This window comes from Actinoallomurus sp. CA-150999 (assembly GCF_050942425.1).
In the GTDB taxonomy this organism is placed as follows: domain Bacteria; phylum Actinomycetota; class Actinomycetes; order Streptosporangiales; family Streptosporangiaceae; genus Actinoallomurus.
On sequence record NZ_CP192063.1, the window covers coordinates 3435842 to 3450461 of the forward strand.

The window sequence follows — 14620 nt, forward strand, 5'->3', positions numbered from 1 at the left end:
AGAGGCTTCGGCCGTCAGCCGGTGAAGGCCAGGGCGTCGATCTCGACCAGCATCGACTCCTGCGGCAGGCCGACGAAGACGGTGGTCCGGCAGGGGAGCACCCCACCCGGGCAGTTCGCCTTGACGAACTCGCCGTACGCCTCGTTCATGGCGGCGAAGTCGTCGCGGTCGGTGAGGTAGACGCGGAACATCACGACGTCCTCGATGCTCGCGCCCCCGGCCTCGAGGATCGCCTTGACGTTCTCCAGGGTCCGCGTGGTCTGTGCCTTCACATCGCCCGGGTGGACGTACTCGCCGGACTCCGGGTCCTGCGGGCCCTGCCCCGACACCTGGATGAGCGGTCCCCGGCGCACGCCCTGGGAGAACACCCACGCCGGGGCGGGCGCGCCCTCGCTCCGGATCTCGATTTTGTCAGCCATGGCCGTTCCCTTCGATCTCGGTGTATCCGCAGTCGGCGGAGATGGTGCGGGTGGTCGTGAGCAGGTCGGGGAGCAGGTCGAGCACCTCGGCACGGCTCAGCAGGACGTGCGGTACCGAGATCGAGACGGCCGCCGCCACCCGGCCGCTCGCGTCGCGAATGGGCGCGGCGACGCAGGTGATGAACGTCTCGTGCTCCGCGTCGTCCATCGCGTACCCCTGCCGGGCCACCCGGGCCAGCTCGGCGAGCAGGGCCTTCGGGTCGGTGATGGTGTTCTCGGTGAACCGGGTGTACTCGATCGCCTGGACGACCTCGCGTCGCCGCTCGTCGGGCAGGTCGGCGAGGAGCACCTTGGCCAGGGCCGTGCAGTGCAGCGGCACGCGGAGACCGACCCGGGAGTACATCTGGATCGACTGCCCGGAGTCGCGCTTGTCCAGGTAGAACACCTCGCCGCCCTCATAGACGCCGAGGTGCACGGTCTGCCCGGTGGACCGGTTCAGGCGCTGGAGGTGGGGCGCGGCGAGGTCACGGATCTCGCGTTGGGCGAGGGCCGAGTCGGCCAGCGCGAACAACCGCGCGCCCAGGTGGAACCGGTGGAGGCCGTCGCGGTAGACGAACCGCTCGTCCTCGAGCGTGCGCAGCAGCCGGAGGACGGTGGTCTTGTGCACGCCGAGCTCACCGGCGAGGTCGTCGAGGGACCGCGGGCCCTTCTCGAGGCCGACGAGTATCCGCAACGCGCGCGCCAGGCTCTGGCTCACCGCACCCTCCGCTCATCACCGCCGGTTTCAATCGCAGCACGATGCCCCATTGCTGCCCACCTGCGACACATGCCCCATTGACTCTCGCGTGGCGGCGATGCTACAACCACTGGAACATATCGCGCAACGGACGTTGCAGAATACGCAACGCCGGAGGTGATCGTGGCAGAGAAGATCGACAAGGACGCCGTCAGCGCGCTGCGCGACGAGCGTCTCGACTGGCGCTTCAAGGCGGTGCCCGCGGCAGCCCACGGCTCGACCGTGGGGGAGTTCCTCGCGGCGCGGCCGGCGCTGGAGGAGTTCGGCACCCCACTGCTGACGCTGGACGCCGACGCCCTCGACCACAACATCGCCACGATGGCCGACTGGGCCGCGACCGCGGGCGTCCACCTCGCGCCGCACGGCAAGACGACGATGGCGCCCGCGCTGTGGCAGCGGCAGCTCGACGCCGGCGCCTGGGGGATCACCCTCGCGAACCTCCCGCAGCTGCGGGTCGGGCGGGCGTTCGGGGTGAGCCGGCTGATGCTCGCGAACGCCCTGCTCGATCCGGCCGGGCTGGCGTGGGTGGCGGCCGAGCTCGACCGCGATCCGGACTTCGAGTTCACGTGCTGGGTCGACTCGGTACGCGGAGTGGAGCTCATGGACGCCGCCCTGCGCGCGGCCGGGGCTCGGCGTCCCGTCGACGTCTGCGTCGAACTGGGCGGGCCCCACGGCCGCACCGGGGTCCGCGACGACCGTGAGGCGCTGCGCGTCGCCGACGCCGTGCGCGCGACGCCGACCCTGCGCATGGCCGGTGTCGGCGGCTACGAGGGCGCGCTCGCCCACGACGCCTCCTCCGCCGGGCTCGCCGCGGTGGAGGCGTACCTGGAGCGGATGGCGGCGCTGCACGGGCGGATGCCGTACGAGATCGCCGACCCGATGGTGACGGCGGGCGGCAGCGCCTACTTCGACCAGGTCGTCGAGGTCCTCGGCGGACTCTCCGGCCGGGTGGTGCTGCGCAGCGGCGCGTACGTCATCCACGACGACGGCTTCTACCGCGCCATCTCGCCGTTCTCGCGGGGCGCGGGGACGCCGTTCCGCCCGGCCATGCACGGGTGGGCGCGCGTGGTCTCCCGGCCGGAGCCGGGCCTGGCGCTGCTCGACGGCGGAAAACGCGACTTCCCCTACGACGAGGGGCTGCCCGAGCCGCAGTCGATCCGCGGCAAGGGCGTGCTCGACGGCGCCCGGATCACCGCTCTCAACGACCAGCACGCCTTCCTCCGGCCGGCGCAGGACGGCACGGCGTTGCCGGACGTCGAGGTCGGCGACGTGATCCGCCTGGGGCTCTCCCACCCGTGCACGGCCTTCGACAAGTGGACGCTCATCCCCGTGGTGGACCCCTCCGGCGCGGTCGTGGACCTCGTGCGGACGTGGTTCTGATGGCCGACCTGGTGATCCGGGGCGCGTACGTCGTCGACGGCACGGGCGCGCCGGGACGTACGGCCGACGTCGCCGTCACCGACGGCCGGATCAGCGACGTCGGCGGCGCGCCGAGCGGCCGCTGGGTCATCGACGCCTCCGGGCTCGCGCTCGCCCCCGGGTTCATCGACATGCACGCCCACTCGGACCTCCGGCTGCTCGTCGAACCCGACCACGAGGCCAAGGTGAGCCAGGGCGTCACCACCGAGGTCCTCGGCCAGGACGGCCTGTCCTACGCCCCCGTCGACGACACCACGCTCGGCCAGACCCGCCAGGCCATCGCCGGCTGGAACGGCGACCCGCCCGGCTTCTCCTGGGACTGGCGGAGCGTCGGCGAGTACCTCGACCGGCTCGACCAGGGCATCGCGGTCAACGCCTGCTACCTGGTCCCGCAGGGCTCGGTGCGGATGCTCGCGATGGGCTGGGCCGATCGCCCGGCCACCGACGCTGAGCTGGCCCGGCAGAAGGACCTCGTGTCCACCGGCATGCGCGAGGGCGCGGTGGGGATGTCCAGCGGGCTCACCTACGCGCCCGGCATGTACGCCACGACGCCCGAGCTGGTGGAACTGTGCCGGGTCGTGGCCGGGCTCGGCGGCTTCTACTCGCCGCACCACCGCTCGTACGGCGCCGGAGCCCTCGACGCCTACGCCGAGATGATCGACGTCTCCCGCGCCTCCGGCTGCCCGCTGCACCTCGCGCACGCGACGATGAACTTCCACGTCAACGCCGGCCGCGCCCCCGACCTGCTGGCCCTGCTGGACGACGCGATCGCCGGCGGCTGCGACATCACGCTCGACACCTACCCGTACCTTCCGGGCTCGACCACGCTCGCGGCACTGCTGCCGAGCTGGGCGTCCGCCGGCGGCCCGGACGCCACCCTGGCCCGGCTGCGCGACCCCGCCGCGCGGGAGCGGATCCGGCACACGATGGAGATCGAGGGCTCCGACGGCTCCCACGGCGTGCCGATCGAGTGGGAGACCGTCCAGATCTCCGGCGCGCGCGACCCCGCCGTCGTCGGCCGGACCCTCGCCGAGCTGGCCGTCGCGTCGGGGCGGACCCCGTTCGACGTCTACTGTGACCGGCTGCTCGCCGACGAGCTCGCGACGACGATTCTGCAGCTCGTCGGGAACGAGGAGAACGTCCGCGCGATCATGCGGCATCCGGCGCACACCGGCGGAAGCGACGGCCTGCTCGCGGCGGCCAGGCCCCATCCCCGCGCGTGGGGAACGTTCCCGCGGTACCTCGGCCACTACGTCCGCGAGCTGGGCGTCCTCACGCTCGAAGAGTGCGTCGCACACCTGACCGGACGCCCGGCGCGCCGGCTCAAGCTGACCGACCGCGGACTGATCCGGCCCGGCCACCACGCCGACCTCGTCCTGTTCGACCCGGCGACCGTACGCGACACCGCGACGTTCGACGAGCCACGGCAGCGGCCCGAGGGCGTCCCGTACGTCTTCGTCGGCGGCGTCGCCGTCATCGCCGACGGCCGGCACACCGGGGCGCTGCCCGGACGGTCGCTGCGCCGCACCCCGCACGGAGACACCCGCTGAGCCCCAGCGGTCTACGGACCGCCCGATCACCTGAGCCCTTCAGACCGCCCCGACCACCCGAGCCCCCGACCACCCCAGCCTCTCGATCACCCGAGCCCCCAACCACCCGAGCCCCCGGCCACCCGAGCCCCCGGGATCGCCCGACCACCGGAGCCCCTGGGACCGCCCCGACAACCCGAGCCTTTCCCCCGAGACCGCGCCGACCTCCTGAGCCTTCTTCTCCGAGACCCCCCGACAACCCCGGCCTTCCCCGAGACCGCGCCGATCACCTGAGCCTTCTTCCCCCGGATCCCCGCCGCACCGCGGGCGATCACCCCGCTCCCAGAAGGGTCACGCATCATGCACTGGCTGCAACACGAGACCGGAGGTCTGCTGCTGCTCTGCGCGGTGGCGATCGCCGTTCTGCTCTTCCTCATCATCAAGGTGAAGCTCGAGCCGTTCATCGCGCTCATCGTGTCGGGCCTGCTGCTCGCGCTGGCCGCCGGCCTGAGCGTGACCCAGATCGTGGGCACGGCGCTGAGTTCCAAGACGTCCATCCTGGAGACCGGGTTCGGCGGGATCCTCGGGCACATCGCGCCGATCATCGGACTGGGCACGATTCTCGGCGCGATCCTGGAGGCATCCGGTGGCGCCGACGTCCTGACCCGGCGGCTGCTGGGGGTGTTCGGCGAGAGGGGTGCCCCGCTGGCGATGGGCCTGTCCGGCCTCATCTTCGGAATTCCGGTCTTCTTCGACATCGGCATCTTCGTCCTCGCGCCGCTCGTGTACATCACGGCCCGGCGCGGCACGCGTTCCCTGATCACCTACGCGCTTCCGCTGCTCGCCGGCCTGTCCATGACCCACGCGTTCCTGCCCCCGCACCCGGGCCCCGTGGCCGTCGCCGGGCTGCTCGGGGTCAGCCTCGGCTGGCTCATCGTCATGGGACTGGTCTGCGGCATCCCGGCGTTCCTCGTCGCCGGTGTCGCGTGGGGCGCGTGGATCGGTGACCGGGTGCGCGTCGAGGTGCCCGAGGACTTCGTCGCCGGTGAGGAGAGCGCCGAGCGCGCGGAGCGGCCCGAACCGCCCCTCAGCCTGGTGGGCGCGATCATCGCCGTGCCGCTCGTGCTGATCCTCCTCGCCACCTTCGGTGACGTCTGGTGGAAGAAGAGCTCCGTGCTTCCCGTGCTGACCTTCCTCGGCACGCCCGCCGTCGCCCTGACCATCTCCGTCCTGCTCGCGATGTGGCTGCTCGGCACGCGCCGCGGCATCCCGGCCTCCGAACTCGCCTCCCTGGCGTCGGCGTCACTGCGCCCGGTCGGCATGATCCTGCTGGTCGTCGGCGGCGGCGCGTTCTTCGGCGCGGTCATCGCCGCGACCGGTGTGGGCAAGGCCCTGGCCGGCACGATGTCCGACGCGGGCCTGCCGGTCATCGTCCTCGCCTACCTGATCAGCTGCGGGCTCCGGCTCGCCCAGGGCTCGGCGACCGTCGCGCTCGTCACCACCGGCGGCATCATCGGCCCCTTGGTTCAGAGCCATCACTACAGCCAGGCGCACCTCGCGCTGATCGCGATGGCGGTCGCCGCCGGCTCGATCATCGCCTCGCACCTCAACGACGGCGGCTTCTGGATCGTGTCCCGCTACTTCAACATGTCGGTCAAGGAGACGTTGAAGACCTGGACCGTGCTCGAGACGATCCTGTCCGTCGTCGGGTTCGCGATGGCGGGCCTGCTCAGCCTCGTGATCTGACCAGGCCGGTCTTCGGCCACACCCCTTGGCGGGGTGTGGCCGAAGACCGCGGACTACCGGCCGGGCAGGGCGGTGACGGTGCCCGCGCCGACCGTACGGCCGCCCTCGCGGATCGCGAAGCCGAGGCCCTCCTCCAGGGCGACCGGCCGGCCCAGCTCCACCGCCATCGTGACGGTGTCACCGGGCAGCGCCATCCCGCCCTCGCCCAGGTCGATGTCGCCGACCACGTCCGTCGTCCGGATGTGGAACTGCGGCCGGTACCCGGTGAAGAACGGCCGGTTCCGGCCGCCCTCCTCGGCGCCGAGGACGTACACCTCGGCCTGGAACCGCGCGTGCGGGCGGATCGCCCCCGGCGCGGCGACGACCTGACCGCGGCGCACCTGCTCCCGGCGGACGCCTCGCAGCAGCACGGCCGTGTTGTCGCCGGCCTCCGCGTGGTCCATCGACTGGCCGAACGTCTCCAGGCCGGTGGCGACCGTGGTCAGGGTCGCACCCAGCCCGACGACCTCGACGTGGTCGCCGACCCGGATCGCGCCCTGCTCGACGACGCCGGTGACGACGGTGCCCCGCCCGGTGATCGTCAGCACGTTCTCGATCGGCAGCAGGAACGGCCGGTCGAGGATCCGCGCCGGGATCGGCACGTACGCGTCGACCGCCGCGAGAAGGTCCTCGATCCGCTTCGTCCAGTACGGGTCGTCCTCGAGGGCCCGCAGCCCGGACACGCGGACCACAGGGATCTCCTCCCCGGGGAAGCCGTAGGCCGACAGCAGCTCACGGACCTCCAGCTCGACCAGGTCGAGCAGCTCCGGGTCCTCCACGGCGTCGGCCTTGTTGAGGGCGACGACGACGTGGCGGACACCCACCTGCCGGGCGAGCACCACGTGCTCGCGCGTCTGGGGCATCGCGCCGTCCAGCGCGGACACGACGAGGATCGCCCCGTCGATCTGCGCGGCGCCGGTGACCATATTCTTGATGTAGTCGGCGTGGCCGGGCATGTCGACGTGGGCGTAGTGCCGCGTCGACGTCTCGTACTCCACGTGCGCGATGTTGATCGTGATGCCGCGGTCGCGCTCCTCCGGAGCGCGGTCGATGCCCTCGAAGGGCACGACCCGGGCCAGCCCCTGCCGGCTCAGCACCTTGGTGATCGCCGCGGTGAGGGTGGTCTTGCCGTGGTCGACGTGGCCCATCGTGCCGATGTTGAGGTGCGGCTTGCCGCGTTCGTAGATCTGCTTGGCCATGATTCGTCCTCGCGTCGTGATCGAACGTGAGAACCCGGGCAGGGGGCGACGCCCCTGCCGTGCCACCCTCCTCCGCGGGTTCTCGAAGGACGGGGCGGAGGAGGGTCAGCGTCGCAGGCCGTCGGCGAGCACGGCCGCGGCGCCCGGCGCGTCGAGGTGCGCGGGCGACAGGAGGGCGGCCATGCGGAACATGCCACGAAGGTACGGCGCGCGGCGCCGCCGGTCGATCGATTTTCCGCCGAGGATCTTTCCGGAACCTCGGCGATCAGGAACGGACGGTCACGGCCAGGTTCGCCAGGCGGTCCTGGTCGTCGAACTCCGCGACACAGGAGCCGCCGTCCGGCAGCGTCGCGGTGATGGACGTCTCGGTCTGCCGGTACGCCAGCCGGTGGTGGCTGAAGAACCGCATGACGGTCAGCCGATGATCGGCGGGGAACAGGGAGAGCGCGTTGGTGATCAGGCGGGGCGCCGTGGCGGAGTCCCACGTGGCCGCCGGGACGGCCGGGTCGCGGACCGCGAAGTAGGCGATCCCGCCATCGTAGGGACCGGGGATCGTGCCGGTCAGGCCGAGCATGCTGGTGGCGACCATGGCGATCGGCTCACCGCCGTTCCGGGCCGGACCCTCGTACCAGGACAGGTCCAGCTCGCCCGAGGTCATCTCGGCGATCCCGAGGCGGGAGCCCATGGCCTTCGGGTTCAGCACCCCCGGGTGGGACGGGCCGAACTGGGGGTTGGCCCAGCCCCACAGCCAGCTGCGGTCTTTCTCGGCGAAGCTCCCGATGAGGGCCACGTGCAGGGTGACGTCTCCCTGCGTATAGGTGCCGGTCGTCAGGTCGGTGCTCCAGTCGGCCGCCGGCAGGAACTCCGCCAAAACCTCCTGTTGCTGTGCGGCGACCGCCGCGTAGGCGGCCCCAAGCCGCTCGAACGCCGGGCTGAATCCAGACATGGCGGGCACACTATCTCAGAAGATTCATGCTGCGACGTGGGCCAGTTGACGTCCAGGTTAAGGCGGTACGCTGCGATGTTCACCGACGCCGGGGGAGGGCGAGTGGCGAGCCGGATTCGCGCAGGAGTGCTGACGGCGCTTGCGATCACTGTGCTGGGCGTGCCCATTGGGTTTCTGTGGGTCGCCCTCGCACCGCGGACGGCCTATCAGGTATCGGGCGGCAAGGCGCTCCTCGCCGATCCGGAGGCCCAGACGATGATCGCGGCAGATGGTTGGTTCGCCGTGGTCACCGCCGCCGCGGGCCTGCTGTGCGGCGTCGCCGCCTACCTCCTGGCCGGGCGCCTGGGAGAGTTCGGCATGCTCGTCGGGACCGCGGTCGGCGCCGGCGCGGCGGCCGTCGTGGCGTGGCGGCTGGGCCATCTCATCGGCCTGAGCGCCTACCACCACGCGCTGCGTGGCGGGGACGGCACGCTGGTCCGGGCCCCGCTCGCCCTGCACGCCCTCGGCGTGGTCCTCGCCTGGCCGCTGACGGCGGCGGTGGTGTTCGGCCTGCTGGAGGCGCTGGACGTGGCGGGCCGGGAGTCGCGCAGGCGGCTAGCCGCGGGCGATCCCGGCCGTGGCGGCGCCGGTCAGCCGGACCAGGTCGGCGGGGGCCAGTTCGATCTGGAGGCCACGCCGACCGGCCGAGACGTAGATCGTCGGGAACCCTGACGCGGACGCGTCGACGACCGTCGGCAGCCGCTTGCGCTGCCCGAGCGGGCTGATGCCGCCCCGGACGTAGCCGGTGACGCGCTCGGCCTGCGCCGGGTCGGCCATGGCGGCGCGCTTGCCGCCGGTCGAGGCGGCCAGGGCCTTGAGGTCGAGCGTGGACGACACCGGCACGACCGCGACGGTGAGGTCGCCGTCGACCTCGGCCACCAGCGTCTTGAAGAGCCGGTCGTGCGGCACGCCGAGGGCGTCGGCCGCGGCCTCGCCGTAGGAGTCCGCGTCGGAGCCGGCCTCGTACGGGTGGAGGGTGAAGGGGATTCCGGCGCGTGTCGCCGACACGGTCGCGGGCGTGCCCTTGCCGCCCGATCGCCGGTTGGATGCCACTGGTGGTTCTTTCCTTCCTCAGGGTCAGTTGGGACTGACGGTGCCGCCGAGGAACTCCGCCGCGGGAACGGTCGGGAAGGCCTCCAGGAGGAGGTTCTCCCGGCGGAGCAGGCCGTACTCGAGGCGGAGCCGGGTCGCGGCGTCCTCGGCCTCGAGCAGCCGCTGTTTGTCCGGGCGGTCCAGGACCACGGAGGCGGCGACCAGATACGACAGCTGGATGGGATCCGTCGGCAGGTCGTCGAGCTCGGCCACCTCGGCGCCGTGCTCGGTCAGCCGGTCGCAGTAGCGGTGGAACAGGCGGTTCACCGGCCCGGTGATCTTGTCGGCCCCGGGGCCGTCCTCCTCCGGCAGGAGGGTGACGTCGGCGTTGAGGTAGGAGAGCGAGTCGTCGATGTGCTCGATGTGGAAGCGTGTTCCGCCGGTCGTGACGACGTCGTACCGGCCGTCGTCGTGCCGCTGGACGCCCCGGATCTCCGCGGTGCAGCCGACGGACGAGAGCCGGCGGGCGGCACCGGGGCCGACCTCATGGCCGAGTTCGATCGAGACGACGCCGAACCGATGCGGCTCTTCGGACTCGAGGAGATCGCGCATCAGGTCGCGGTACCGCTCCTCGAAGACCTGGAGGGGCAGCACCAGCCCCGGGAACAGCACGGCTCCCAGCGGAAAGATCGGCAGCCGTTCGGTCACGGCGTCAGCGTACGACGTTCCGGCCCTCGCCGTCGCGTCGCATTTCGGCCGTGTTTGTGATCTACAACGTAAAGGCCCTGGCTCGGAACGATCATCCGGCCAGAACTAGGAACGTTCCACGGGCGATGTGACCGTAGTCACCTTGAACTAGATCGCGTCAACCGGCACACACCACCACGACCTGCGGAGTTACGGTCGGACGACCGCGCGGCCACGCCGTCGCGGCACGGCGGTACCTCCCGCCGGTGTTTTCCCGGAGGCCCGTATGTGGCTCAGCATGTTCTTCCTGACGATCGCCAGTCTCTGCGTCGGATTCATTCTCGGCTGGATCGTCGCCCGCCCTCGCCGCTGGGGCGGTTTCCCCGACGCCGCCCAGGTCGGCGCCGAACGGCCGGAGACCCGGCCGGAGTTCACCGGAGGCGCACGACCGGGCGTGTAGGCCCGAATGATCAACGGTGACGGCATGCGCGTGTACGTCGTGGCCGCCTCCACCGATCGCCCGTCGACCTACCGGCGCGTACGGATTCTTGGTGTCTCGGTGGGTGAGACCGGCGTCCGGGCCGGTGGGGGTCCTTCGTAGACTGATCAGGTGATATCCCGTATCGACCTGCGCGGGTCCCTGCCGGACGACCTGCGCTCCGTGCTGCCGAGAGCCGAGCTCGACGTCGAGGCCGCCCTGGAGAAGGTGCGGCCCATCTGCGATGACGTACGCCATCGCGGCGCCGAGGCCGTACGGGACTACACCGCGCGATTCGACGGGGTGAAGGTCGAGTCGGTGCGGGTGCCCGTCGCGGCCATCGGCCGTGCCCTCGACGAGCTGGACCCGGCCGTCCGCGACGCGCTCGAGGAGTGCGTCCGCCGCACCCGCGTCGTCCACCGCGCCCAGCGGCGCACCGACGTCACCACCCAGGTGGTGCCGGGCGGCACCGTCACCGAGCGGTGGGTGCCGGTGGAGCGGGTCGGGCTCTACGTCCCCGGCGGCCAGGCCGTCTACCCCTCCAGCGTCGTGATGAACGTCGTGCCCGCCCAGGAGGCGGGGGTCGACTCCCTCGCCGTGACGTCACCCGCCCAGCAGGAGTTCGGGGGGCTGCCGCACCTGACGATCCTCGCGACGTGCGCGCTGCTCGGCGTGGACGAGGTGTACGCCGCGGGCGGCGCGCAGGCCGTCGCGATGTTCGCCTACGGCACCGAGGAGTGCCGGCGCGTCGACATGGTCACCGGGCCGGGCAACATCTGGGTCGCGGCGGCCAAGCGGCTGCTCAAGGGCGTGATCGGCATCGACTCCGAGGCCGGTCCGACCGAGGTCGCGGTCCTCGCCGACGCCACCGCCGACCCGGTGCACGTCGCGGCCGACCTGATCAGCCAGGCCGAGCACGACACGCTCGCCGCCGCCGTCCTCGTCACCGACTCCGAGGAGCTGGCCGCCGCCGTGGAGCGCGAGCTGGCCGCGCAGGTCGCGCGGACCAAGCACGCCGAGCGCATCACCGCCGCCCTGGCCGGCCGCCAGTCCGGGATCGTGCTCGTCGACGACGTCGACGGGGGGCTGAAGGTCGTCGACGCCTACGCCGCCGAGCACCTGGAGATCCAGACCGCCGACGCCCGTACGGTCGCCGCGCGCGTCCGCAACGCCGGCGCGATCTTCGTCGGCCCGCACGCGCCGGTGTCGCTCGGCGACTACATGGCCGGCTCGAACCACGTGCTGCCCACGGGCGGCTGCGCCTGCCACTCCAGCGGCCTGTCGGTGCAGACGTTCCTGCGCGGCATCCACGTGGTCGACTACGACGAGCAGGCCCTGGCGGACACGACCCGGCGGGTCGTCACGCTCGCCGAGGCCGAGGACCTGCCCGCCCACGGCGCCGCCATGAAGGCGCGGTTCGATTGGGGAATCCCCGAGTGACCTCCTTGAGCGATCTGCCGATCCGCGACGACCTGCGAGGGAAGGAGCCGTACGGCGCGCCGCAACTCGACGTGCCCGTACGCCTCAACACGAACGAGAACCCCTACCCGCCGTCGCCGCGGCTGGTCGAGGCGCTCGGCCGCGCGGTCGCCGACGTCGCCGGCGGCCTCAACCGCTACCCCGACCGCGACGCCGTCGAGCTGCGCAAGGACCTCGCCGACTACCTCGGCCACGGGGTCACCGCGCGGCAGGTCTGGGCGGCCAACGGCTCCAACGAGATCATTCAGCAGATCCTGCAGGCGTTCGGCGGCCCGGGGCGTTCCGCGATGGGCTTCGAACCGTCGTACTCCATGCATCCGATCATCACGCGGGTCAGCGGCACGGCGTGGATCGACGCGTACCGCGACGAGGACTTCGGGCTGGAGGCCGAGCGGGCGGTCGCGGCGATCGAGGAGCACCGGCCCGACATCGTGTTCCTGACCTCGCCGAACAACCCGACGGGCACGTCGCTGTCGCTCGAGGCGATCGAGGCGGTGCTGAAGGTCGCGCCGGGCATGGTCGTGGTCGACGAGGCGTACGCCGAGTTCCGCCGGGAGGGGACGCCGAGCGCGCTGTCGCTGCTGCCCGGCAATCCCCGGCTGATCGTGACCCGGACGATGAGCAAGGCGTTCGCGATGGCGGGCACCCGCGTGGGCTACCTCGCCGCCGACCCGGCGGTGATCGACGCGCTGCTGCTCGTCCGCCTGCCGTACCACCTGTCGGCGGTGACGCAGACGGTGGCGCGGACGGCGATCGCGTTCCAGGAAGAGCTGCTGGGCGCGGTGCAGGCGCTGCGTACCGAGCGCGACGCCCTGGTCGGCTGGCTGCGCGGCGAGGGTTTCCAGGTCGCCGACTCGGACGCGAACTTCGTCCTGTTCGGGAGGTTCCCCGACCGGCGCGCCGTCTGGCAGGGCGTGCTCGACCGCGGCGTGCTGATCCGCGAGGTGGGGCCGCCGGAGTGGCTGCGGGTGAGCGTCGGGACGCCCGAGGAGATGGCGGCGTTCCGCGCCGCGCTGAAGGAGAGTACGTGAGTTCAACCGGAGGAGAGCGGATGCGGACCGGACGCGTCGAGCGGGGCACGAAGGAGACCCAGGTCCTCGTCGAGGTCGACCTGGACGGCACCGGGCGGGTGGACGTCGCCACCGGCGTCGGCTTCTTCGACCACATGCTGACGCAGCTCGGCAAGCACGGGTCGTTCGACCTGACCGTGAAGACCTCCGGTGACCTGCACATCGACAGCCACCACACGATCGAGGACACCGCGATCGCGCTGGGTCAGGCGTTCCGCGAGGCGCTGGGCGACAAGTCCGGCATCCGGCGGTTCGCCGACGCGAGCGTGCCGTTGGACGAGACGCTCGCGCAGGTCACGGTCGACCTGTCCGGCCGGCCGTACCTCGTGCACACCGAGCCGGAGGGCATCGCCCCGATGATCGGCCCGGACTACGACACGACGATGACCCGGCACATCTTCGAGGCGTTCGTCTTCAACGCCGCGATCTGCCTGCACGTCCACGTCCCGTACGGGCGCAACGCGCACCACATCGTCGAGGCCCAGTTCAAGGCCCTCGCCCGGGCGCTGCGCGACGCCGTCGCCCACGACCCGCGCGCGCACGGCATCCCCTCGACCAAGGGCACGCTGTGAAGAACGTCGTCGTCCTCGACTACGGATCGGGCAACCTCCGGTCCGCCGAACGGGCCATCGCCCGCGTCGGCGCGGACGTCACGGTCACGGCCGACTTCGACGCCGCCCTGAACGCCGACGGCCTGGTCGTGCCGGGTGTCGGCGCCTTCGCCGCCTGCATGAACGGCCTGCGTGGCGTCCGCGGCGAGCAGATCATCGGCCGCCGGCTCTCCGGGGGCCGTCCGGTGCTGGGCATCTGCGTCGGCATGCAGATTCTCTTCGAGAAGGGCGTCGAGCATGGGATCGCCACCGACGGCTGCGCGGAGTGGCCGGGCACGGTGGAGCGCATCGAGGCGCCGATCCTGCCGCACATGGGCTGGAACACCGTGGAGGCCCCGGAGGGGACGGTCCTGTTCGCCGGCCTCGAGCCGGACACCCGGTTCTACTTCGTGCACTCGTACGGCGTGCGCCGCTGGGAGATGCAGCCCGGCCGGTTCACGCCGCCGCTGGTGACCTGGAGCGAGCACGGCGAGCCTTTCGTCGCCGCGGTGGAGAACGGCCCGCTGAGCGCGACGCAGTTCCACCCGGAGAAGTCCGGTGACGCCGGGGCCGCCGTCCTGAAGAACTGGCTGTCGACGCTCTGATGAGCAAGGAACGTCAGCGGCGGCGAGCCGAGCGGGAGGCCGAACGCGAGCGCGCCGCCGCCGAGGCCGCCCGCCGGAACGCCCGCGCGGCCCGCCGCCGGGCGCTGGTCGCCCGGTTCACGCGGTGGGTGCCGCGCCGGTCCGGCCGGCCGGGCGGCATTCTCGCCCGCCGTCGCCGCGAGCAGAACGCCATCGTCGCGGTCGTGTTCGTGCTCGTCCAGGTGGTCACCTGGATCAACCTGTCCTCGTGGATGGAGCGGCTGGGAGTGCTGGCGCTGTCGGCGTTCCTGGTCCCCGTGTTCGTCACGCTCGCCTTCGACCGCAGGTCCTGAGCCCTTCTCGGTGTGCCCGGCGAAGGTCGCGGTGACGCCACGTCCGGCGGTGCGGTCGCCCGATGCCCGGCCGCGAGCGTCATGGTCGGTGTCGGATGGGTGAACGATCACCGTCGCTTTGGTTAACGATCTTGTGGGAGCGCTCCCAGATTGATTCGATCATGAAAACCGTACGGTTGCGTATGGTGATGTCGCGGATTTCATGATCATTTGGG

At 71.8% G+C, this 14620-nt stretch carries 16 protein-coding genes; 10 read left to right on the forward strand and 6 right to left on the reverse strand.

Annotation, left to right across the window (positions count from 1 at the left end; translation table 11 throughout):
* Positions 1-14 precede the first annotated feature (14 nt).
* Complete coding sequence (locus ACQP2O_RS16395; protein WP_433185192.1) at positions 15-419, reverse strand: RidA family protein; 405 nt, start codon at positions 417-419, stop codon at positions 15-17.
* Complete coding sequence (locus tag ACQP2O_RS16400) at positions 412-1176, reverse strand: IclR family transcriptional regulator (protein ID WP_433185194.1); 765 nt, start codon at positions 1174-1176, stop codon at positions 412-414. Before ACQP2O_RS16400 ends, ACQP2O_RS16395 begins: the two co-directional genes overlap by 8 nt.
* Positions 1177-1338: 162 nt before the next feature.
* On the opposite strand from ACQP2O_RS16400, the gene ACQP2O_RS16405 reads away from it, so the two are divergent.
* The 3 genes from ACQP2O_RS16405 to ACQP2O_RS16415 all read left to right on the forward strand — a co-directional run bounded on the left by ACQP2O_RS16405 (position 1339) and on the right by ACQP2O_RS16415 (position 5909).
* Positions 1339-2595 (forward strand): amino acid deaminase, encoded by a 1257-nt coding sequence (locus tag ACQP2O_RS16405; RefSeq protein ID WP_433185197.1) that lies wholly within the window; start codon positions 1339-1341, stop codon positions 2593-2595.
* Positions 2595-4184 carry an N-acyl-D-amino-acid deacylase family protein gene (locus ACQP2O_RS16410; RefSeq protein WP_433185199.1) on the forward strand — a complete coding sequence of 530 codons (1590 nt, stop codon included), beginning with the start codon at positions 2595-2597 and terminating at the stop codon, positions 4182-4184. The genes ACQP2O_RS16405 and ACQP2O_RS16410 overlap by 1 nt, the downstream gene beginning before the upstream one ends.
* Before the next feature lie 339 nt (positions 4185-4523).
* Positions 4524-5909, forward strand: a complete 1386-nt coding sequence (locus tag ACQP2O_RS16415) for a GntP family permease (protein WP_433185201.1) — start codon at positions 4524-4526, stop codon at positions 5907-5909.
* Between the two features lie 53 nt (positions 5910-5962).
* Here ACQP2O_RS16415 and tuf read toward each other — a convergent pair whose 3' ends face one another.
* Entirely contained in the window at positions 5963-7147 is a 1185-nt protein-coding gene (tuf, locus tag ACQP2O_RS16420; protein WP_433185204.1) for an elongation factor Tu, read from the reverse strand.
* Positions 7148-7412: 265 nt separating this feature from the next.
* Positions 7413-8093, reverse strand: a complete 681-nt coding sequence (locus ACQP2O_RS16425) for a DUF6882 domain-containing protein (RefSeq protein WP_433185207.1) — start codon at positions 8091-8093, stop codon at positions 7413-7415.
* 159 nt (positions 8094-8252) lie between these two features.
* Between ACQP2O_RS16425 and ACQP2O_RS16430 the strand changes: the two genes are divergently transcribed.
* Entirely contained in the window at positions 8253-8804 is a 552-nt protein-coding gene (locus tag ACQP2O_RS16430) for a hypothetical protein (protein ID WP_433185210.1), read from the forward strand.
* On the opposite strand, the gene ybaK is transcribed toward ACQP2O_RS16430, so the two are convergent.
* Positions 8688-9185 (reverse strand): Cys-tRNA(Pro) deacylase, encoded by a 498-nt coding sequence (ybaK, locus tag ACQP2O_RS16435; protein ID WP_433185213.1) that lies wholly within the window; start codon positions 9183-9185, stop codon positions 8688-8690. The genes ACQP2O_RS16430 and ybaK overlap by 117 nt on opposite strands.
* Positions 9186-9209: 24 nt before the next feature.
* Positions 9210-9872, reverse strand: a complete 663-nt coding sequence (locus ACQP2O_RS16440) for an LON peptidase substrate-binding domain-containing protein (protein ID WP_433185216.1) — start codon at positions 9870-9872, stop codon at positions 9210-9212.
* A 265-nt stretch (positions 9873-10137) separates the two neighbouring features.
* Between ACQP2O_RS16440 and ACQP2O_RS16445 the strand changes: the two genes are divergently transcribed.
* The 6 genes from ACQP2O_RS16445 to ACQP2O_RS16470 all read left to right on the forward strand — a co-directional run bounded on the left by ACQP2O_RS16445 (position 10138) and on the right by ACQP2O_RS16470 (position 14405).
* The gene (locus tag ACQP2O_RS16445; protein ID WP_433185218.1) at positions 10138-10311 is read left to right on the forward strand and encodes a hypothetical protein; all 174 of its coding nucleotides are present in this window, start codon (positions 10138-10140) and stop codon (positions 10309-10311) included.
* A gap of 150 nt (positions 10312-10461) precedes the next feature.
* On the forward strand, positions 10462-11769 hold the full coding sequence (hisD, locus tag ACQP2O_RS16450) for a histidinol dehydrogenase (protein WP_433185221.1): 1308 nt from the start codon (positions 10462-10464) through the stop codon (positions 11767-11769).
* The gene (locus ACQP2O_RS16455) at positions 11766-12839 is read left to right on the forward strand and encodes a histidinol-phosphate transaminase (protein WP_433185224.1); all 1074 of its coding nucleotides are present in this window, start codon (positions 11766-11768) and stop codon (positions 12837-12839) included. Before hisD ends, ACQP2O_RS16455 begins: the two co-directional genes overlap by 4 nt.
* Before the next feature lie 20 nt (positions 12840-12859).
* A complete protein-coding gene (gene hisB / locus ACQP2O_RS16460; protein WP_433191046.1) occupies positions 12860-13450 on the forward strand; it encodes an imidazoleglycerol-phosphate dehydratase HisB in 591 nt (196 codons plus the stop codon).
* Positions 13447-14073, forward strand: coding sequence for an imidazole glycerol phosphate synthase subunit HisH (hisH, locus tag ACQP2O_RS16465; RefSeq protein ID WP_433185227.1), 627 nt, complete (start codon positions 13447-13449; stop codon positions 14071-14073). The genes hisB and hisH overlap by 4 nt, the downstream gene beginning before the upstream one ends.
* Entirely contained in the window at positions 14073-14405 is a 333-nt protein-coding gene (locus ACQP2O_RS16470) for a hypothetical protein (protein WP_433185230.1), read from the forward strand. The genes hisH and ACQP2O_RS16470 overlap by 1 nt, the downstream gene beginning before the upstream one ends.
* Positions 14406-14620 lie beyond the last annotated feature (215 nt).